Origin of the sequence: Brevundimonas sp. (assembly GCF_035627055.1) — a bacterium.
Taxonomy (GTDB): domain Bacteria; phylum Pseudomonadota; class Alphaproteobacteria; order Caulobacterales; family Caulobacteraceae; genus Brevundimonas.
Genome location: NZ_DASPMM010000010.1, coordinates 199,566 through 217,728, shown reverse-complemented (window position 1 = coordinate 217,728; position 18,163 = coordinate 199,566). Strand labels below are relative to the sequence as shown.

Sequence of the window (18,163 nt, the reverse complement as noted above, 5' to 3'; positions counted from 1 at the left end):
CGGGCCCGCGCCTTCTTCACGGAGCACCGGATGGTCTGGCCCTCGGGTCAAGCCCGAGGGTGACGATGGGGGTCAGGCCGACTCCAGCTCGGCCTCGGCTTCCCCGAGCGGCTCCAGCGCGGCGCCGATGGCGGCGAACAGGCTGGTCATGGTGACGGGTTTGGTCAGGTGGGCGTCGGCCCCGGCGGCGCGGCCCGCCTCGACGTGCTCGGCCATGGCGTTGGCGGTCAGCATGATCACCGGGGTGCGGGCGAGGCCCTGATCGGCCTCGTGCCGGCGGATGGCGGCGGTGGCGCTGAGCCCGTCCATGACCGGCATCTGCATGTCCATCAGGACCAGGTCGAAACCGCCGCCGTTGAAGGCCTCGACCGCCTGCAGGCCGTCTTCGACCGCGACCAGTTCCATGTCGGTCGCGCCCAGCATGATCTCGACGACCTTGCGGTTGGCCGGGTGGTCGTCGGCGAGAAGGATGCGCAGGGGGGCCGCGGTCAGGTCGCGGGCCACGGCCTCCGGCGCCGCGGCCTGGGGCCGGGCCCGTTCGACGCGCGGCAGGGGGATTTCGAACCAGAAGCTGGAGCCCTCGCCCGGGGTGCTCTCGCAGTCCAGGGCGCCGCCCATCAGCTCGACCAGGGTCGTCGAGATGGCGAGGCCCAGGCCGGTGCCGCCGTACCGGCGGGTGATCGAGCCGTCGGCCTGCTGGAAGCGCCGGAAGATGCGGCTGCGCTGCTCGGTGTCGAAGCCGACGCCGGTGTCGCTGACGCGGAAGGCGACGCCGGCCTCCACGGCCCGGACGGCGAGGCTGACCGATCCCTGGCTGGTGAATTTCAGGGCGTTGCTGACGAGGTTGGTCAGCACCTGGCGCAGGCGGACCGCGTCGCCCTCGACGAGGCCGGACAGGGCCGGGTCGAACTCGACCTCCAGCGCCACGCCCTTGTCCTCGGCCTTGACCCGCCACAGGGCGCCGATGTCGCCGACCAGCTGCTCGAGATCGAACGGCGCCGGCTCGATCGCCACCTGGCCGGATTCGATCTTGGCGCTGTCGAGGATGTCGGAGAGCAGCCGTTCGAGGGTCACGCCCGAGGAGCGGATCAGTTCGACCATCTCGCGTTCCTGCGCGCCGAGCGGCCGCCGGGTCAGGGAGTCCGCCATCGAGACGACGCCGTTCAGCGGGGTGCGGATCTCGTGGCTCATATTGGCGAGGAATTCGCTCTTGGCGCGGTTGGCGTCCTCGGCCCGGCGCTGGGCCTTGCGCAGCCGGTCGGCCTGGCGCGACAGCCAGACCACGGTGCCGATGGCGAACAGCAGGAAGACCACGCCGATGGCGATGACCGCGCGCTGCAGGTTGGTGTTGTCACGCGCCGTCTCCAGCTGGCGGCGGCGCTCGGCGAGCTGCTGCTGCATGTTGCCGGTGACCTGGTGGATGCCGGCGCTGAAATTGCGGGCCGAGATGATCTCGCTCTGCTCCATGTGGGCGCGGAGGATGCGGTAGGCCTCGGCGGCGCGGCCCTCGGCGAACAACACCTCGGCCTCGACGTGATCGGTCTCGATCCCGGCGTTCTCGGCGCGGAGGCGGCGCAGGTCGCGGCGGGCGGCCCCGGTCTGGCCGGTCTGGGCGCGGGCGATGGCGCGCAGGGGCAGGATGTCGCGCGACAGGAAGGCGGCCGCGCCCAGGGTCTCGCCGTAGGGTTCGAGGCAGGCCAGGACCTCGCGGGGCGCGTGGCGGGCGCTGGCCACGGTGGCGCACAGGCTGGCGTCGTAGATCGGCAGGGTCGGGAGGTCGGAGCGCTGCGCCAGCCGGTGGTGCGCGGCGTAGTAGTCTGCGGCGCGGGCCTGGTCGCCGATCCTCACCGCCATCATGGTCAGGTTGTAGAGGCTGTCGAAATCCGGGCGGGGATAGGCCGGGTTCGAGAAGTCGACCTCGAATTTGCGGAAGGCGTCGGCGGCGCCGTCGACGTCGTTGAGGTCCTTGAGACCCATGCCGGCGACTTCCCAGATGCCCGCCTGGGCGGTCGGGGCGAAGGGATCGTCGACCGGGATGTCGGCCTGGGCCCGGGTCAGGAGCTCGAGGCCCTCGCCGATGCGGCCCTCGTCGACCAGCGCCAGGGCGGCCAGCCGGGCGGCATGGGCGCGGACGAACCAGTCGCGGCCGGTCCGGGCGAAGCGGGCCATCTCGGCGCCGACGCCGGTCTCGCCCTGGTCGTAGCGCATGGTCAGGGCGTTGAGGTGGGCGATGTCGATGTAGCGCGCGTCGTTGCGCCGCCGGGCGGCCTGCTCCAGACGCCGGTTCCACACCGCCGCGCGGGCGAACTCGCCCTGGTTCAGGATCGTCCAGGTGACGTGATAGAGCCGGTTCAGACCCTCGCGGTCGTCGCGGCGCAGGGCCTCGCGGCCGAAGGTCTCGAGGGCGTCGAAATTGGTCGAGGCGGCGCGCCGCTCCACGAACCGCGCCAGGCCGAGCGCGTCCGCCCCCGCGCCGGCCACAGGCGGCTGGGCGAACCCGCTGGGGGCGCCGGCAAGGACGACGAGCAGAACGAAACTCGCCGCAAGGATACGAAGAAGCGACATGAGGTTTCCGGCGTGACCCCCCGGTCCTCGCACACATATGTTGCGCAAGTTTTAGCGAACGGCCGGAAGGCGGACGCCTAGCGGCCGGCGCGGGAGGCGATGAAGCGCCGCAGCCATTCGCCGACCGTTTCGCGGTCGTCGGGCCGGGTCAGGCTGTCGAGCGCCTCGTCGACCAGGGCCGGGCCGATGCGCTCGCGGCGGCCGCCTGTCAGTTCGGCGGCGTAGGCGGGGGTGAACTCCGGATGGCCCTGCAGGCTGATGGCGTCGTCGTCCCAGGCCAGTCCGGCGAAGGGGGTGAAGGCGCTGGTCAGGGTGACACGGGTCCCGGGGGGTTGCTCGACCACCTGGTCCTGGTGCGAGACCGGGATGGCTACGGTCCCGAGCGGCGGGACCATCCACGGCTCGGCCGAGACCACGTCGTAGCGGTGCAGGCCGACGCCCCAGCCGCGCTCCGACTTCTCGACCCGGCCGCCGAGCGCCTGGGCCATGGCCTGATGGCCGAAGCAGACGCCGATCAGGCCGGTGCGGCCTTTCGCCTCACCGATCCAGTCGAGCAGGTCGGCGATCCACGGATGGGGTTCGTACACGCCGGCGGAGGAGCCGGTGATGATCGCGGCGTCGAAGGCGGCGGGCTCGGGCCAGTCGCCGGCCCGGGAGTCGAAGGCCTGGCAGACATAGCCGTCGCCGAGCAGGGCGCGGAACATGGCCGGGTAGTCGCCGTGCCGTTGGGCCAGGGCGGGAGGCGGAGCGCCGGTCTCGAGGATGGCGATGCGGCTCATGCGGAGGCTCCGTCGCCGGTCATCCACACCTCAGCCCTCGCGCCGGCGTCGCCGAGCCGGCCGGCGACCCAGCCGCAGATTTCCGAGGCGGCGGCTTCGGCCCCGGCGGGAGGATTGAGGACCACCACCGCGCAGCCGTTCATCTTCATCGGATTGGTCAGGGGACGCAGCCGGGCCTCGGCGACCAGCAGCCGCTTCACCCCGGCCTGGTCGAGGCGGCGCAGGAAGCCGTCGAAGGTCTCCATGTCCTTGAGGGGGGTCCAGATGGCGACGGTGGCGCGGGGGTCGGCGCGGGCGATGGCGGCGCCCGCAGCGGCGGCGCGGTTGTAGTCGTCGGGGCGCTCGAACGGCGGATCGATGAGGACGAAGGGGCCGGGGGCCCGGGCGGCCCAGGCATGGGCCTGGTCGTAGCCGTCGCCGCCCATGCCCACCGCCTCGGGGAAGGGCTCCAGCGCCTGCTCCAGCAGGTCCAGCACAGGCGGGTTGAGCTCGAAGCCGACATAGCGGTCGGCGGGGCGCAGGCGGCCGGCGATGAGCAGGGGCGAGCCGGGGTAGAGGGCGGCGCCGCCGTGGGGGTTGAGCGTGGCCACCTCGGCCGCCAGGGCCTCGATCAGCGGCGGACGGTCGGCGGCGGCCATCAGGCGGGCGACGCCGGCTTCGGCCTCCTTCGAGCGGGCGGCGTCGCCGGTCAGGTCGTAGACGCCGGCGCCGGCGTGGGTGTCGATCACCGTCACCGGCCCGTCGGCCTGGCGCCGCTGCAGCAGCCAGAGCACGAGGGCGTGCTTGACGATGTCGGCGAAGTTTCCGGCGTGGAAGCTGTGGCGGTAGTTCATGGCTGCTGTTCCCCCCTGCGGGCGGCGCGGTCAAGGGCGGAGGAACCGGCGGGCGAGCGCTGTCGTTTGCGCAGGCCGAACCGGACGCACCGATGACCGACCGCCCCGCCCTCTCCAACGACGACCGCACGCCGCGCGAGGCCCGGGGGTGAGCCTCGCCGACCCCGCGGCCATCCCCGAGGGCCTGACCTGGTGCAGCGACGAGTCGCCCGGCATCCGGCGCACCGCGGCGGGCGACGGCTTCCACTACCACGACGCCAGGGGGCGGGAGATCACCGACGAGACGGCGCTGGAGCGGATCCGGGCGCTGGCCATCCCGCCGGCGTGGACGGAGGTGTGGATCTGCCCGCGCGCCTCGGGGCACATCCAGGCCATCGGGCGGGATGTGAAGGGGCGAAAGCAATACCGCTACCACCCCGACTGGAGCGCCCATGCGGCGGAGACCAAGTTCGAGCGCCTGCCCGCCTTCGCCCGCGCCCTGCCGAAGCTGCGCAAGCGGGTCGAGGCGGACCTGAACCGGCGGGGGCCGTGCCGCGAGAAGGTGCTGGCCACGGCGGTGCGGCTGCTGGAGCTGACCCTGATCCGGGTCGGCAACGCCCAGTATGCGAAGCAGAACCGGTCCTACGGCCTGACGACGCTGAACAAGCGGCACCTCGAGGTCGACGGGGCGGCGCTGATCTTCGCCTTCAAGGGCAAGAGCGGGGTGGAGCACGAGGTCAGGGTGCGGGACCGGCGGCTGGCGACGGTGGTGCGCGGCCTGCGCGAACTGCCGGGGCAGCAGCTGTTCAAATACCGCGACGAGACCGGCGAGCTGTGTGCGGTCACTTCGGACGACGTCAACGCCTATATCCGCGAGGCCATGGGCGAGCAGTTCTCGGCCAAGGACTTCCGCACCTGGGCCGGGACGGTGTCGGCGGCGCGGGCGCTGCGCGACATGGAGCCGCCGTCGTCGCCGACCGAGGCGAAGCGGCGGATCAACGTCTGCGTCAAGGCCGTGGCCGGGCTGCTGGGCAATACGCCGACGGTGTGCCGCGCCTCCTATGTCCATCCCCGGGTGTTCGACCTCTATCAGGAGGGGCGGCTGCACGGGGTGCTGCCCGGCCCCGAGGCGGCGACCTTCGAGCGGGCCCTGGCCCGGGTGCTGGGCGGCTGACGGCAACGTTCGGGAAAGGTTGATCGCCGACCCTGCGGGGGAACAACCCGACAGGTGATCCGTGGCCGGACGTCGATACCCTCGCGCGCTGCGCCGGACGTCCGGCCGGCGCAGCCGCGCGGCGCGGCTGATCGAGGCCTTGGTGGTTTCCGTGACGGTGCTGGCGGTGGCGCTGATCCTGCGGCCGGAGGGCGATACGGCCCGGGCCGAGTCCGAGCCCGTGAGCGCCGCCAACCGGCTGGAGGGCGTCGGCCGGGTCATCGACGGCGACACTCTGGACGTCGGCGGGGTGCGGGTGCGGCTGCACGGCATCGACGCCTTCGAGCGGAACCAGATGTGCGACGGGCCACGGGGACCCTGGGCCTGCGGAGCGGCGGCGACCCGGGCGCTGGAGGACAGGGCGGAGGGCCGCCGGCTGGTCTGCGAAGTGCGCGACACGGACCGCTACGGCCGCAAGGTCAGCCGCTGCGAACGGGACGGCGTCGACGTGGCCCAGGCCCTCGTCGCCGACGGGCTGGCGCTGGCCTACCGGCGCTACAGCCAGGACTATGTCGACGAGGAAACGGCGGCGCGCGCCGGGTCGCTGGGGGCCTGGAACGGATCGTTCGACCGGCCCGAGCAGTGGCGCGGCCGGTCCCGCGCCGCGCGGGCAGGCTGAGCCGCCCCGATTGCGCCGAAAGACTGAATTGGATGTAACTTGAACCCTTGGGAGAACGGCGCTCTACGGACGCCGTTTGTCGGAGGGACCTTCCATGTCTGTTTCAAATAATTTCCTGCGTCTCGGCGTGCTGTCGGCCCTGGTCGGCATGTCGCTGGGCGTGTGGATGGGCGCCAACGAGAATTTCGTGCTGCGCCCTGTGCACGCCCACATCAACCTGCTGGGCTTCGCGTCGATGATGCTGTTCGGCCTGTTCTACCGGGCCTTCCCCGCCGCGGCGCGCGGCTGGCTGCCGATGGTTCATTTCACCCTGTCCGTGCTCGGCTTCCTGATCCTGATGCCGTCCCTGACGCTGATGTTCCTGGGCAAGCCGTTCTTCCTGCCGGGCATGATCGCGTCCGAGATCATGCTGGTCGGTTCGATGCTGCTGTTCGTCATCATCGTCTTCATGGCGACGATGAAGAAGGACGAGGCGGTCGCCGCCTGATCTAGGCGGTCGTCCAGTAACCGCGGCTGCGGGCGCTGACCGGCGCCCGCGCCGCCTCGACCAGCGACAGGATCATGGCGCGGAAGGCGTCGGCCTCGGCGTCGCCGCGCAGCAGCCGCAGCGAACGGATGATGCGGGTGATGCGCAGGTGGTTGTGGTCGTGAGGCTGCAGCCACGCGTGCGTCGACCGATAGAAGGCCTCCATCCGGTCCGTGGCTGCGGCGAGCGCGCACTGGGCGAGGATCGAGTCGTGGATCGCCTGCATGTCGTCCGCCGTCAGGACGGGCGCGTCGGGCACGGCCCCCGACGGCTCCCGCAGCGGGAACAGCCACTGGATGAAGTCGTGGTTCAGCTCCAGCGCCGCGTCGTCGAAGCCGAGCACGTCGAACAGGGTGCGGCCGCGCGCGTCCGTCCCCTCCCCTTCCAGAAAGGCCACGATGGGCCGGACCGCCATGGTCTGGTCGGCCCTTACGCCGCCTTGTCCCAGTCCAGCACGACCTTGCCCGACTGGCCCGAGCGCATGGCCTCGAAGCCCTCGCGGTAGTTCTGGTACGACATCTGGTGGGTGATCAGCGGGGTCAGGTCGAGACCGGCCTTGAGCAGGCCCAGCATCTTGCGCCAGGTGGTGAACATCTCGCGGCCGTAGACGCCCTTGATGGTCAGGGCCTTGAGGATGATCTGGCCCCAGTCGGTCTCCATCGGCTTCGACGGAATACCCAGCAGCGCCATGCCGCCGCCCATGATCAGGGTGTCGACGCACTGTTTGAAGGCGATCGGCGAGCCGGACATCTCCAGCGCCACGTCGAAGCCGACCTTGAGGCCGAGCTCGTGCATCACGTCCTTCAGGTCTTCCTTCGTGGTGTTCACGGTGCGGACGCCGGGGGCGACCTTCTGGGCGAGCTCAAGGCGGAAATCGTTGATGTCGGTCAGGACGACGGTGCGCGCGCCGGCGTGGCGGGCGACGGCGGCGGCCATCATGCCGATCGGACCCGCGCCGGTGACCAGCACGTCCTCGCCGAGGAGGTCGAACTGCTGGGCCGTGTGCACGGCGTTGCCGAACGGATCGAGGATCGAGCCGATCTCATAGGGCACGTCGTCGGGCAGTTCGATGACGTTGAAGGCCGGGGCCACGACGTATTCGGCGAAGGCGCCCTGACGGTTGACGCCGATGCCGCGAGTGTCGGGGTCGAGGTGGAAATGGCCGGCGCGGGCGGCTTCGGAGTTGAGGTCGATGACGTGACCCTCGGCCGAGACGCGCTGGCCGACCTTGAGGCGGCGGTCGACGTCCTTGCCGATGGCGACGATCTCGCCGGCGAACTCATGGCCGGTGATCATCGGCACCGGGACGTTCTTCTGGCTCCACTCGTCCCAGTTCCAGATGTGGATGTCCGTGCCGCAGACGGCGGTCTTGTGGACCTTGATCAGCACGTCCTCGTCGCCGGCGACGGGGATGGGCGCGTCGATCAGTTCGAGTCCGACTTCGGGACGGGTCTTGGCCAGAGCCTTCATGGTGTCAGTCACGCGATCACTCCCAATTCCTTGCCGGCCGTCATGAACGCCGCGACCGTTTGATCAATCTGTTCGAAGGTGTGGGCCGCCGACATCTGGGTGCGGATGCGGGCCTGGCCGCGGGGCACCACCGGGAAGCTGAAGCCGATGACGTAGACGCCGAGCTCCAGCATGCGGGCGGCCATGTCCTGGGCCAGCTTCGCATCGCCGAGCATGACCGGGATGATCGGGTGTTCGCCAGGCAGCAGGTTGAAGCCGGCGTCGCTCATGGCGGCGCGGTAGCGGGCGGCGTTGGCGAACAGCTGGGTGCGCAGGGCGTCGCCCTCGGCGCCGGCGGAGATGCGGATCGCCTCCATCGAGGAGCCGCAGACGGCGGGGGCCAGGGCGTTGGAGAACAGGTAGGGCCGGGCGCGCTGCTTGAGCAGGGCCACCACCTCGGATTTCGCGCAGATGAAGCCGCCCATGGCGCCGCCGAGCGCCTTGCCGAAGGTGCCGGTGACGAAGTCGACCTCGACGCCGTGGTGGGCGTAGGAGCCCTTGCCCTGCGGGCCGAGGAAGCCGGTGGCGTGGCAGTCGTCGACCATGATCAGGGCGTCGTAGCGGTCGGCCAGGGCGCGGATCTCGTTCAGTTTGGCGATGTAGCCGTCCATCGAGAAGGCGCCGTCGGTGGCGATGACGATGTTGCGGGCCCCGGCGGCGCGAGCCTCCTTCAGCCGCGTCTCCAGCTCGTCCATGTCGGAGTTGGCGAAGCGGTAGCGTTTGGCCTTGCACAGCCGGACGCCGTCGATGATCGAGGCGTGGTTGAGGCTGTCGGAGACTATGGCGTCCTCTTCCCCGAACAGCGGCTCGAAGATGCCGCCGTTGGCGTCGAAGGCGGCGGCGAACAGGATGGCGTCCTCGAAGCCGAGGTAGCCGGCGATGGCGCGTTCCAGCTCCTTGTGGATTTCGAGGGTGCCGCAGATGAAGCGCACCGAGGCCGTGCCGGCGCCCCATTGTTCCTGGGCCTCGATGCCCGCCTGGGTCACCCGCTCGTCGCCGGCGAGGCCGAGATAGTTGTTGGCGCAGAAATTCAGCACGTCGCGGCCGCCGACCCGGATCACCGGGCCCTGGCGGGAGGCGATGACCCGCTCGGGCTTGGTCAGGCCCTGGGCGTCGATGTCGGCGAGGTCCGCGCGCACGCGGTCATAGAAGCTGGCTGTCATGCGCGCTCCGCTACGCCGTTTTGAACGCGGTTTGAAGCCCTTGGGCGGTCAGGCCGACGGAACCGGCGCGGGCTCGGCCACGGCGCGGAAGGGACTGACCTCGATCTTGCCGCCGCAGGCCGTGAACGACTGGCTGAGCGTCACCGGCGAGGTGTCTCCGGGGGCGGTGCGGACCCGCGCCGCCGAGGGGCAGACGGTCTCGCCCTGGGCCTCGTTCGGGATGACCGTCGTGGCCAGGTCGAAGAAGGCCTTGCCCTGGGGCGCCAGCTCGACCGGAGTCGGGGCCTCGCCGTTGCGGAGATAGCTGCCGGGACGCTGCTCGGAACGGACCGTGGTCAGGGTCCGTCCGCGGCTGTCCTGCAGGCTGACGGCGGGATAGCCGGTCAGGCTGCACGCCTGCGCGCCGAGGTTCTGCACCGCCACGATCGAGACGCGATGGCCCATGCCGGCGTCGCCGCCCGCGGTGGAGAGCCGCAGCTGGGGCCCCTTGCAGGGGGCTGAGGCCGGCAGGACGCCGCCCGGGCCGGGCTGGGGCGCGGGAACGGGACCGGTCGGCACCGCGCCGGAACTGGGGCGGCTGCAGCGCTCCAGCACCGCGACGCCGACGTCGTCGTTGGGGCCGAGTCGGCTGAGGGTGGCGCTCTCCTGGCCGTCGCGGGTGACGGTCCACCATTCGAGTTCCGAGCCGGCATAGCGGGCGCCCGAGGCGGACTGGACGGTACGCAGGGCGTAGGCCTGGCCCCTGTAGGTCAACCGGGCCGTGGCGGTGTCGGGATAGGCGACGGTCACCGACTGGCCGCTCTCGCAGGCGTAGCTGATCGGCGGGGCGGGCGGCGTGGCCGGCGCGGGCGACGGCTCGACGGGCTGCGGCGGAGTCTCGGCCTCCTGGGTGCAGGCGGCGGAGAGGGCGACGATCGAGAGGGCGGCGAAGGCGGTGCGGAAGCGCATGGTCATCCTCGGACTGCTCGCGACGGTTAACGCCAGCCAACGGCAAAGGCTCCGCTTGCGCAAGTCAACCGGGCGGCGGCCTTCAGGCGGTGAGCAGGCGCGGCAGCTTGAAGGTGACGGTCTCGCGTTCGCCGGCGTCCTCGATCACCTCGGCGTCGAACCGGGCGCGGACGGCGTCGACCAGCGCCTCGATCAGGGGCTCGGGGGCGGAGGCGCCGGCGGTGATCCCAAGGGTGGCGACCCCGTCGAGCCATGACCAGTCGACCTGGGTCGCGTCATCGACGAGACGGGCGTCGCGGGCCCCCGCCCGGAGCGCGACCTCGACCAGGCGGACCGAGTTGGACGAGTTCTTCGAGCCGACGACCAGGACGAGATCGCACCCCTGCCCCAGCCGCTTGACCGCCTCCTGACGATTGGTGGTGGCGTAGCAGATGTCTTCCTTGTGCGGGTCGGGCAGTTCGGGGAAGCGGCGCTTGAGCACGGCGAGGATCTCGCTGGTGTCGTCGACCGACAGGGTGGTCTGGGTGGCGTAGGCCAGAGGGGCGTCGCCGGGGCGCTGGAAGGCCTCGGCGTCGTCGACCGTCTCGATCAGGCTGATGGCGCCGGGCGGCAGCTGGCCCATGGTCCCGACCACCTCGGGGTGGCCGGCGTGGCCGATCAGGATGATGTGGCGGCCGGCGGCGTGGTGGCGCTCGGCCTCGACGTGGACCTTGGAGACCAGCGGGCAGGTGGCGTCGAGATAAAGCATCTCGCGGGCGCGGGCGCCCTCGGGCACCGACTTGGGGACGCCGTGGGCGGAGAAGACCACCGGCCGGTCGTCGGGGCATTCGTCCAGCTCGCGGACGAACACGGCGCCCATGGCCTTGAGCCGGTCGACGACGTGGCGGTTGTGCACGATCTCGTGGCGCACATAGACCGGCGCGCCGTATTTCCCGAGGGCGCGTTCGACGATCTGGATGGCGCGGTCGACGCCCGCGCAGAAGCCGCGCGGGGTGGCCAGCCGCACGGTCAGCGGACGCTTTTCGGGAGCCGGGATCGGCGCGTGCAGGGTCATGGCCGGAACCTAGTCGCTCGCTCCCCTCACCGCCACCACGCTTTGCGCCAGCGCGGGTTTGCCGCGCCTCGCTTTAGCCGCTATCAGCAACGAGCGTTGCGCCCGGCGTCGGGCTGTCGCGCGCCTCCTCGTTCGTGGAAGAGCTTTCGATGCGTCGCGTCTTCAAAATTTTCCTGGTCTCGGCTCTCGCGGCCCTGGCGTTGCCCGTCGCCGCCTCGGCCCAGTCGCGGCCCCGGGGCGACAACCCGCAGAACGCCGACGGCTCGGAAACCAACCAGAGGGAGCGCCGGCCCCGGATCGCGCCGCTGCGCCGGAACTCGGCGGCGGGCCCCTGCCCCTATGTGAAGATTCTGTACGACGCCGCCCGCTACGTCGAACTGACCGGCGACCGGGTGTCGTCGTCGAACGTCGCCTACACCGGCGAGATCGAGGGCCTGACCTCGGACTGCGCCTATCAGGGCGACGATCCGATCACGGTGCAGACGCGGGTGCTGTTCAACCTCGGCCGCGGACCGCAGGCGCAGGGCGACCAGCGCACCTATCGCTACTGGATCGCGGTGACCGAGCGGAACAAGGCGGTGTTGGCCAAGGAGTATTTCGACCTGCCGGTCGATTTTGAGGGGGCCCAGACCACCTCGGTGACCCAGGACCAGACGATCGTCATCCCGCGCGCCGATGCGGCGACGAGCGGCGATAATTTCGAGATTCTGGTCGGCTTCGACGTCACGCCGCAGATGGCCGAGTTCAATCGCACCGGCAGCCGCTTCCGCGTCAACGCCGGCACGACCGCCATCCCGCCCGCCGCCCAGTAATGACCGACCTCAGGACTGTTCTGGGCGAGGCGGTCGGGGCCGCCTTCGCCGCCGAAGGCGTGGAGGCGTCGCTGGCCCGGGTGACGCCGTCGGACCGGCCGGACCTGGCCGACTTCCAGTCGAACGGGGCGCTGGCCGCGGCCAAGGCGCTGAAGGCCAATCCGCGCGAGCTGGCCGGGCGCGTGGCCGGGCGGCTGCAGGGCGACGCCCGGCTGGCCTCGGTCGAGGTGGCGGGGCCCGGGTTCATCAATCTGAAGGTCGCCGACGCGGCGCTGGCGGCGCGGGCGGCCGAGGTCGCGGGCGACGCGGGGCACAACGGCGCCTCGACCGTGGCGGCGCCGCGCAAGGTGGTGATCGACTACGCCGGGCCGAACGTGGCCAAGCCGATGCACGTCGGACACCTGCGCTCGTCCATCATCGGCGAGAGCCTGAAGCGGCTGTTCCGCTTCCGCGGCGACCAGGTGTGGGGCGACGCCCATTTCGGTGACTGGGGCTTCCAGATGGGGCTGCTGATCGTCGCGGTGGCGGACGAGGGTCAGGCCGAAGGCTTCATGGCCGAGGGCGACGGGCCGTTCCCGGGCGAGAGCCCGGTGTCGCTGGACGACCTCGAGCGGCTGTATCCGGCCGCCGCCGCCCGGGCCAAGGAAGACGCGGAGTTCCGCGACCGCGCCCGCAAGGCGACGGCGGAGTTGCAGGCGGGACGGCCGGGCTACCGCGCCCTGTGGCGGCACATGCACGACGTGTCGATGAGCGGACTGCAGCGCGAGTTCGGGGCGCTGGGCGTGACCTTCGACCTGTGGAACGGCGAGAGCGACGCCGATCCGCTGATGCCCGAGATGATCGCCCATCTGGAGACGACCGGCCTGCTGGTCGAGGACGCCGGGGCGCGCGTGGTGCACGTCGCGAAGCCGGGCGAGACGCGGAAGCGGAAACTGGCGGACGGCAGCGTCATCGAGGCGCCCAGCCCGCCGCCGCTGCTGGTCATCTCGTCCGAGGGGTCGGCGATGTACGGCACGACCGACCTGGCCACCATCCTGGACCGGCGCAAAGCCATCGATCCGGACCTGATCCTCTATGTCGTCGACGAGCGGCAGGCGGAGCATTTCGAACAGGTGTTCCGGGCGGCGTACCTGGCCGGCTATGCAGGCGAGGGCTCGCTGGAGCACCTCGGCTTCGGCACCATGAACGGGCCGGACGGCAAACCCTTCAAGACCCGCGCCGGCGGGGTGCTGAAGCTGCACGACCTGATCAGCATGGCCACGGACAAGGCGCGGGAGCGGCTGCGCGAGGCCAAGCTGGGGGCCGACCTGCCCGAGGCCGAGTTCGAGGACATCGCCCGCAAGGTGGCGGTCGCGGCGCTGAAATTCGCCGACCTGTCGAACAGCCGGACCACCAGCTACATCTTCGACCTCGACCGGTTCATGAGCTTCGAGGGCAAGACCGGGCCGTATCTGCTGTACCAGGCGGTGCGGATCAAATCCCTGCTGCGCAAGGCGGCCGACCAGGGCGCGGCGGCGGGACCGGCGGCGATCGGCGAGCCGGCGGAGCGCGACCTGGCCCTGACGCTGGACGCCTTTTCGCAGGCGACGGCCGAGGCCTACGACAAGCGGATGCCGCACCTGATCTGCGAGCACGCCTACCGGCTGGCCCAGTCGTTCTCGAAATTCTACGCCGCCTGCCCGGTGCTGGCGGCGCCGGACGAGGCGACCAAGGGTTCGCGGCTGACGCTGTCGAAGGCGGTGCTGGACCAGCTGGAGCGGGCGCTGGACCTGCTGGGCATCGACACGCCGGAGCGGATGTAGGGCTCAGCCTTCCTCCGGCAGGGTGCGCTGGGCCAGGGCGGCGGCGATGCTCCACGCGCCGGCCACGATGACGACCACCAGCACGCTGTGCACGTCCGCGCCCCAGGTTCCCGTCGCCAACCAGACCATGAAGCCGAGCGCTGCCAGCACGCCGCCCCACTTCAGACCGAGGTCGGAGGCACGGTTCGGCCAGGCCAGGGCGAACAGGCCGATGCCGATCATCAGCAGCACATAGTGCACCGTGGCGAAGCCCTGGTTCAGCCAGAAGACCAGGTCGCGCAGGGCGTGCAGGGTCTCGGGCGGGAACGCGTCGCCGGCCACCTCGGCCATGACGAGGCCGCTCATGGTCGCGGCGGCCATGCCGGCGAACAGGCTGGCGATCAAGGTGCAGACTGCGAGGAGCACGAGCGGCCGGCGCAGGTCGAGGCGGCGACCGAGCTCGACATAGGCGTACATCAGGACCGGCAGGAGCAGCAGGCCGGTCCAGTGCACCGCGTCGTTGAGGCTGACGTGGCCGATTGACGGCCCGCGAAGGTGGGTCGGGTGGACCGCCATCAGGGCGATGTAGCCGGCCCATCCCGTGATGAGCGCGGCGGCGCAGGCGTTGCGGCTGGTCATGATGCGGTCTCCCCCCTTGTTGCGCTTGTCGTGGCCGCGGTTCGGGTGGAAAACCAGTGCTGCTCCCGCCCGTCCCGGCGTTGCGGGACACGGAGGCGGGGAATGTCCGGAAACAGTCCAGGCCGGGAGGGGATGGACCAGCGCGTCGCCCGCACGCGCGGCCGGCTGGGGCACGCCCTGATGCAGCTGGGCCGGACGCAGGACCTCGATTCGATCCGCGTCGGCGATCTGGTGCGGACGGCGGGCGTGGGCCGATCGACCTTCTACGCCCATTTCCAGGACCGGGACGATTTCCTCGGCCGATCGTTCTGCGGGATGATCGACATCTGCGACGCCCTGGCCCGGCGCGAGGGGCTGGCGGAGGACATCCTGCCCGTCGCCCATGTGACGCATCACGTGGCCGGAAACCTGGCCTTCGCCCGCAGCGCCGGCCGGTCGCGGGCGATGGAGGTGATGCTCGCCGCCGGAGAACAGAGGCTGCGCCTCATCGCCGGGACCAACCTCGACGCCGCCCTGCCCCGGGTCGCGCCGGAGGAGCGGCGGCAGGTCGCCGCCTTCCTCGCGGGGGCCTTCGTCGGGCAGCTCCGCCTGTGGGTGCAGAATGACCTGCGCACCGCGCCCCAGACCCTGATCGCCGCCAACCGGCGGCTGACCGCGGGGGTGCTCGACGCCCTGAAGACCGCGCCGCCCCTGATTCACGACCGGAGACCCGTCCATGTCCCTTGACGCCTACATCGCCGGCCTTCCGAAGGCGGAACTGCACCTGCATATCGAGGGGTCGCTGGAGCCCGAGCTGATGTTCGAGCTGGCGCGGCGCAACAAGGTCTCGATCCCGTTCGACAGCGTCGAGACGGTGCGGGCGGCCTATGACTTTTCGAACCTGCAGGACTTCCTCGACATCTATTACGCCGGGGCGAACGTCCTGCTGACGGAGGAGGATTTCCACGATCTGGCCCTGGCCTATTTCCGGCGCGCGGCGGCGGACACCGTGCGGCATGCCGAGATCTTCTTCGATCCGCAGACCCATACCGACCGGGGCGTTCCGTTCGGGGTCGTGGCCGAGGGGCTGCTGGCGGGGATGAGGCGGGCGGAGAGCGAACTGGGGGTCAGCTCGAAGCTGATCCTGTGCTTCCTGCGCCATCTCGACGAACACGCCGCCTTCGACGTGCTGCATCAGGCCGAGCCGTGGCTGGGCCGGATCGAGGGGGTCGGGCTGGATTCGTCCGAGGTCGGGCATCCGCCGTCGAAATTCCAGCGGGTGTTCGAACGCGCCGGGCAGATGGGGCTGAAGCGGGTCGCCCACGCCGGCGAGGAGGGGCCGCCGGCGTATGTGCGCGAGGCGCTGGACCTGCTGCACATCGACCGCATGGATCACGGCAACCGCTCGATGGAGGACGAGGCGCTGATCGAGCGGCTGGCGGCGTCGCAGATGACGCTGACGGTGTGCCCTCTGTCGAACCTCAAGCTGTGCGTGGTCAAGGACCTGAAGGACCACCCCGTGCCGGAGATGCTGCGCCGGGGCCTGCATGTGACGCTGAACTCGGACGACCCGGCCTATTTCGGCGGCTATGTGAACGACAACTACCGGCGGCTGGCCGAGGCGGTGGGGCTGACGCGGGAGCAGGTGACGCGGCTGGCGCGGAACAGCTTCGGGGGGTCATTCCTGGACGAGGCGCAGAAGGCGGCGCGGGTGGCGGAGGTTGACGCCTATTTCGAAGCCGACGGCGAGTCCGCCGCACAATGAGTCAGACCGTCAGTCAACCCGGCGAAGTCGCCTTCAGCTGCCGGGAAATCCCCGGCTCATACTTCTACGAAGTGGCCGTCCGGCTCGGCGACCAGCGCGATGAAATCGGCGGCAGCCGGGTGTTCATCGGGCCCGAGGACGCCCTGATGAAGGCCGTGCTGATCCTGCTCGCCGGAGACTGGGACGCCGTGGCGCCATTTCCCGCCGAAAGCGACGACTTCACCCTGACACTGCGGATGTTCCATCCGGAGGACGGGGTCCGCGACAACCGGCTGGAAAACCCCTGCGAATTGATCTGGTCGGAGGTCGACCGGCATTCGCAACCGATCGAGACCCGTTCGCTGGGCGTCGCGCCTTCGACGCTACAGCTGGCGGAAGCGGCCTATGCCTTCGGCCAGACCTACTATGCGGACAAGACCCCGTCCGCCGCCCTGGTCGCCCTGGGCGCGGCCCTGTCCGCGATCCGCTCGGCGGCCCCTCCCTACTGACCCGGCTTTCGCAGCGTTCCGACCTGCCGCTCCCGCTTGACTTCGCCCCGGAGTCGGGGCCTAGGTCGCGGCGCTCTCGCGGGAGAGATCGGGGTCGTTTCGGCGGCTTCGGAGCCGAAGGCGCAACCGCCCCGGAAACGCTCAGGCAAACGGACCGCGAGGACGTACGGACGCTGGAAAGTCGCTCTTGCGAGCGCGCCGACGGAGCAAGGCGGTCCCTTATGGGAACCCGCCGGAATCTCTCAGGCTTCAGGACAGCGGGGGCGCGAGGACGGCGGAGCCTTCCGCTTCAAAACGCGACCGTGAAAGTCTGACCATGACCGACGAGACCCTGAAGACCACGCCCCTGAACGCCGCCCACCGCGCGCTGGGGGCCCGGATGGTCGGCTTCAGCGGCTATGACATGCCGGTGCAGTACGAGGGGGTGCTGGCCGAGCACCGCTGGACCCGCGAGCACGCCGGCCTGTTCGACGTGTCGCACATGGGCCAGTGCAAGATCACCGGGGCCGACGCCGTCGCCCAGTTCGAACGCTTCGTGCCCGGCGACTATGCGGTGCTCAAGGCCGGGCGGCAGAAATACAGCCTGCTGCTGAACGCCGAGGGCGGGATCATGGACGACCTGATGGCCGGCAAGCCGGACCACGACGGCCTCTATGTCGTGGTCAATGCCGGCAACAAGGACGCGGACTTCGCCTTCCTGGAGGCCAATCTGACAGGCGACGCGAAGCTGACCGTGCTGGCCGACCGGGCGCTGATCGCCATCCAGGGGCCGGAGGCCGCCGAGGTCATGGCCGCCCACGAACCCCTGCTGGCCGAGATGGGCTTCATGGATTGCGCCCGGCTGATGCTCTTCGGCTGCGACTGTTTCATCTCCCGCTCGGGCTATACCGGCGAGGACGGCTACGAGATCTCCGTCCCGGCCGATCAGGCCGAGCGCGTCTGGACCACCATCCTGAAGGACGCCCGCGTCAAGCCGATCGGCCTGGGGGCGCGCGACAGCCTGCGGCTGGAAGCCGGCCTGCCGCTGCACGGCCACGACATCGACGCCTCGACCAGCCCGGTCGAGGGCGCGCTGACCTTCGCCCTGTCGAAGTCGCGCAAGGAGCGCGCCGACTTCAACGGCGCCGAGCGCGTTCTGAAGGAACTGGCCGAGGGCCCGTCGCGGGTCCGCGTGGGCTTGAGCGTCAAGGAAGGCGCCCCCGCCCGCGAAGGCGCCGAGATCGCCGACATGGACGGCACGGTCATCGGCGCCGTGACCTCGGGCGGCCCCTCCCCCACGCTGGGCCGCAACATCGCCATGGGCTATGTGCCGCCGGCCTTCGCCGAGTTGGGCACGGAGCTGAAGGTCGTCGTGCGCGGCAAGCCCGCCGCCGCCGAGGTCGTGGCCACCCCGTTCGTCGCCGCCCGTTATTACAGGAAGCCGAAGTCGTAATCGCGTCACCCTCGGACTTGATCCGAGGGTCAGATTATCCGTCGCACGGTTTTGGCCGTGTCCGTCAATCAGTCCCGCC

The 18,163-nt window shown here is 70.7% G+C and carries 18 protein-coding genes and 2 riboswitches; of the genes, 9 read left to right on the top strand and 9 right to left on the bottom strand.

Going from position 1 to position 18,163, the window contains the following annotated elements:
- Window positions 1–72: 72 nt before the first annotated feature.
- From VEA98_RS04775 to rlmJ, 3 genes are all read right to left on the bottom strand, one after another.
- Window positions 73–2,565, bottom strand: coding sequence for an ATP-binding protein (locus VEA98_RS04775; RefSeq protein WP_324811337.1), 2,493 nt, complete (start codon window positions 2,563–2,565; stop codon window positions 73–75).
- A gap of 77 nt (window positions 2,566–2,642) precedes the next feature.
- Window positions 2,643–3,344 (bottom strand): glutamine amidotransferase-related protein, encoded by a 702-nt coding sequence (locus VEA98_RS04770; protein ID WP_324811336.1) that lies wholly within the window; start codon window positions 3,342–3,344, stop codon window positions 2,643–2,645.
- Window positions 3,341–4,177 (bottom strand): 23S rRNA (adenine(2030)-N(6))-methyltransferase RlmJ, encoded by an 837-nt coding sequence (gene rlmJ, locus VEA98_RS04765; protein ID WP_324811335.1) that lies wholly within the window; start codon window positions 4,175–4,177, stop codon window positions 3,341–3,343. The genes VEA98_RS04770 and rlmJ overlap by 4 nt, the downstream gene beginning before the upstream one ends.
- Window positions 4,178–4,325: 148 nt before the next feature.
- On the opposite strand from rlmJ, the gene VEA98_RS04760 reads away from it, so the two are divergent.
- From VEA98_RS04760 to VEA98_RS04750, 3 genes are all read left to right on the top strand, one after another.
- Window positions 4,326–5,330, top strand: coding sequence for a DNA topoisomerase IB (locus VEA98_RS04760; RefSeq protein WP_324811334.1), 1,005 nt, complete (start codon window positions 4,326–4,328; stop codon window positions 5,328–5,330).
- A 61-nt stretch (window positions 5,331–5,391) separates the two neighbouring features.
- A complete protein-coding gene (locus VEA98_RS04755) occupies window positions 5,392–5,988 on the top strand; it encodes a thermonuclease family protein (protein ID WP_324811333.1) in 597 nt (198 codons plus the stop codon).
- 94 nt (window positions 5,989–6,082) lie between these two features.
- Window positions 6,083–6,475, top strand: a complete 393-nt coding sequence (locus VEA98_RS04750; RefSeq protein ID WP_324811332.1) for a hypothetical protein — start codon at window positions 6,083–6,085, stop codon at window positions 6,473–6,475.
- A 1-nt stretch (window position 6,476) separates the two neighbouring features.
- Here the strand turns inward: VEA98_RS04750 and VEA98_RS04745 are convergent, their stop codons facing one another.
- From VEA98_RS04745 to ispH, 5 genes are all read right to left on the bottom strand, one after another.
- The gene (locus VEA98_RS04745) at window positions 6,477–6,929 is read right to left on the bottom strand and encodes an opioid growth factor receptor-related protein (RefSeq protein ID WP_324811331.1); all 453 of its coding nucleotides are present in this window, start codon (window positions 6,927–6,929) and stop codon (window positions 6,477–6,479) included.
- A gap of 14 nt (window positions 6,930–6,943) precedes the next feature.
- Window positions 6,944–7,984: an L-threonine 3-dehydrogenase gene (gene tdh, locus VEA98_RS04740; RefSeq protein ID WP_349255647.1), complete on the bottom strand. Its 1,041-nt coding sequence runs from the start codon at window positions 7,982–7,984 to the stop codon at window positions 6,944–6,946.
- 8 nt (window positions 7,985–7,992) lie between these two features.
- Window positions 7,993–9,186 (bottom strand): glycine C-acetyltransferase, encoded by a 1,194-nt coding sequence (locus tag VEA98_RS04735; RefSeq protein ID WP_324811329.1) that lies wholly within the window; start codon window positions 9,184–9,186, stop codon window positions 7,993–7,995.
- Window positions 9,187–9,234: 48 nt separating this feature from the next.
- Window positions 9,235–10,134: a DUF4232 domain-containing protein gene (locus VEA98_RS04730; RefSeq protein ID WP_324811328.1), complete on the bottom strand. Its 900-nt coding sequence runs from the start codon at window positions 10,132–10,134 to the stop codon at window positions 9,235–9,237.
- Window positions 10,135–10,216: 82 nt separating this feature from the next.
- A complete protein-coding gene (ispH, locus tag VEA98_RS04725) occupies window positions 10,217–11,188 on the bottom strand; it encodes a 4-hydroxy-3-methylbut-2-enyl diphosphate reductase (RefSeq protein WP_324811327.1) in 972 nt (323 codons plus the stop codon).
- 149 nt (window positions 11,189–11,337) lie between these two features.
- Here ispH and VEA98_RS04720 point away from each other — a divergent pair, with 149 nt between their 5' ends.
- On the top strand, window positions 11,338–12,000 hold the full coding sequence (locus VEA98_RS04720) for a Tat pathway signal sequence domain protein (RefSeq protein WP_324811326.1): 663 nt from the start codon (window positions 11,338–11,340) through the stop codon (window positions 11,998–12,000).
- Window positions 12,000–13,802 (top strand): arginine--tRNA ligase, encoded by a 1,803-nt coding sequence (argS, locus tag VEA98_RS04715; protein ID WP_324811325.1) that lies wholly within the window; start codon window positions 12,000–12,002, stop codon window positions 13,800–13,802. The genes VEA98_RS04720 and argS overlap by 1 nt, the downstream gene beginning before the upstream one ends.
- 3 nt (window positions 13,803–13,805) lie before the next feature.
- Here the strand turns inward: argS and VEA98_RS04710 are convergent, their stop codons facing one another.
- Complete coding sequence (locus VEA98_RS04710; RefSeq protein ID WP_324811324.1) at window positions 13,806–14,420, bottom strand: hypothetical protein; 615 nt, start codon at window positions 14,418–14,420, stop codon at window positions 13,806–13,808.
- A gap of 102 nt (window positions 14,421–14,522) precedes the next feature.
- Between VEA98_RS04710 and VEA98_RS04705 the strand changes: the two genes are divergently transcribed.
- The 4 genes from VEA98_RS04705 (at window position 14,523) to gcvT (ending at window position 18,084) form a co-directional block, all read left to right on the top strand.
- Complete coding sequence (locus VEA98_RS04705; protein ID WP_324811323.1) at window positions 14,523–15,146, top strand: hypothetical protein; 624 nt, start codon at window positions 14,523–14,525, stop codon at window positions 15,144–15,146.
- Complete coding sequence (locus VEA98_RS04700) at window positions 15,136–16,164, top strand: adenosine deaminase (protein WP_324811322.1); 1,029 nt, start codon at window positions 15,136–15,138, stop codon at window positions 16,162–16,164. The genes VEA98_RS04705 and VEA98_RS04700 overlap by 11 nt, the downstream gene beginning before the upstream one ends.
- Window positions 16,161–16,652: a hypothetical protein gene (locus tag VEA98_RS04695; protein ID WP_324811321.1), complete on the top strand. Its 492-nt coding sequence runs from the start codon at window positions 16,161–16,163 to the stop codon at window positions 16,650–16,652. Before VEA98_RS04700 ends, VEA98_RS04695 begins: the two co-directional genes overlap by 4 nt.
- A 69-nt stretch (window positions 16,653–16,721) precedes the next feature.
- Window positions 16,722–16,819, top strand: a riboswitch (glycine riboswitch).
- Window positions 16,820–16,823: 4 nt separating this feature from the next.
- Window positions 16,824–16,912: riboswitch (glycine riboswitch) on the top strand.
- Window positions 16,913–16,968: 56 nt separating this feature from the next.
- Window positions 16,969–18,084, top strand: coding sequence for a glycine cleavage system aminomethyltransferase GcvT (gcvT, locus tag VEA98_RS04690; RefSeq protein WP_324811320.1), 1,116 nt, complete (start codon window positions 16,969–16,971; stop codon window positions 18,082–18,084).
- Window positions 18,085–18,163: the final 79 nt, after the last annotated feature.

Excerpts from the sequence above, each read along its gene's own strand:
- VEA98_RS04775 (WP_324811337.1), bottom strand. The coding sequence starts at position 2,565 with ATGTCGCTTCTTCGTATCCTTGCGGCGAGTTTCGTTCTGCTCGTCGTC.
- VEA98_RS04770 (WP_324811336.1), bottom strand. The coding sequence starts at position 3,344 with ATGAGCCGCATCGCCATCCTCGAGACCGGCGCTCCGCCTCCCGCCCTG.
- rlmJ (WP_324811335.1), bottom strand. The coding sequence starts at position 4,177 with ATGAACTACCGCCACAGCTTCCACGCCGGAAACTTCGCCGACATCGTC.
- VEA98_RS04750 (WP_324811332.1), top strand. The coding sequence starts at position 6,083 with ATGTCTGTTTCAAATAATTTCCTGCGTCTCGGCGTGCTGTCGGCCCTG.
- VEA98_RS04745 (WP_324811331.1), bottom strand. The coding sequence starts at position 6,929 with ATGGCGGTCCGGCCCATCGTGGCCTTTCTGGAAGGGGAGGGGACGGAC.
- tdh (WP_349255647.1), bottom strand. The coding sequence starts at position 7,984 with ATGAAGGCTCTGGCCAAGACCCGTCCCGAAGTCGGACTCGAACTGATC.
- VEA98_RS04735 (WP_324811329.1), bottom strand. The coding sequence starts at position 9,186 with ATGACAGCCAGCTTCTATGACCGCGTGCGCGCGGACCTCGCCGACATC.
- VEA98_RS04730 (WP_324811328.1), bottom strand. The coding sequence starts at position 10,134 with ATGCGCTTCCGCACCGCCTTCGCCGCCCTCTCGATCGTCGCCCTCTCC.
- ispH (WP_324811327.1), bottom strand. The coding sequence starts at position 11,188 with ATGACCCTGCACGCGCCGATCCCGGCTCCCGAAAAGCGTCCGCTGACC.
- VEA98_RS04720 (WP_324811326.1), top strand. The coding sequence starts at position 11,338 with ATGCGTCGCGTCTTCAAAATTTTCCTGGTCTCGGCTCTCGCGGCCCTG.
- argS (WP_324811325.1), top strand. The coding sequence starts at position 12,000 with ATGACCGACCTCAGGACTGTTCTGGGCGAGGCGGTCGGGGCCGCCTTC.
- VEA98_RS04710 (WP_324811324.1), bottom strand. The coding sequence starts at position 14,420 with ATGACCAGCCGCAACGCCTGCGCCGCCGCGCTCATCACGGGATGGGCC.
- VEA98_RS04705 (WP_324811323.1), top strand. The coding sequence starts at position 14,523 with ATGTCCGGAAACAGTCCAGGCCGGGAGGGGATGGACCAGCGCGTCGCC.
- VEA98_RS04700 (WP_324811322.1), top strand. The coding sequence starts at position 15,136 with ATGTCCCTTGACGCCTACATCGCCGGCCTTCCGAAGGCGGAACTGCAC.
- VEA98_RS04695 (WP_324811321.1), top strand. The coding sequence starts at position 16,161 with ATGAGTCAGACCGTCAGTCAACCCGGCGAAGTCGCCTTCAGCTGCCGG.
- gcvT (WP_324811320.1), top strand. The coding sequence starts at position 16,969 with ATGACCGACGAGACCCTGAAGACCACGCCCCTGAACGCCGCCCACCGC.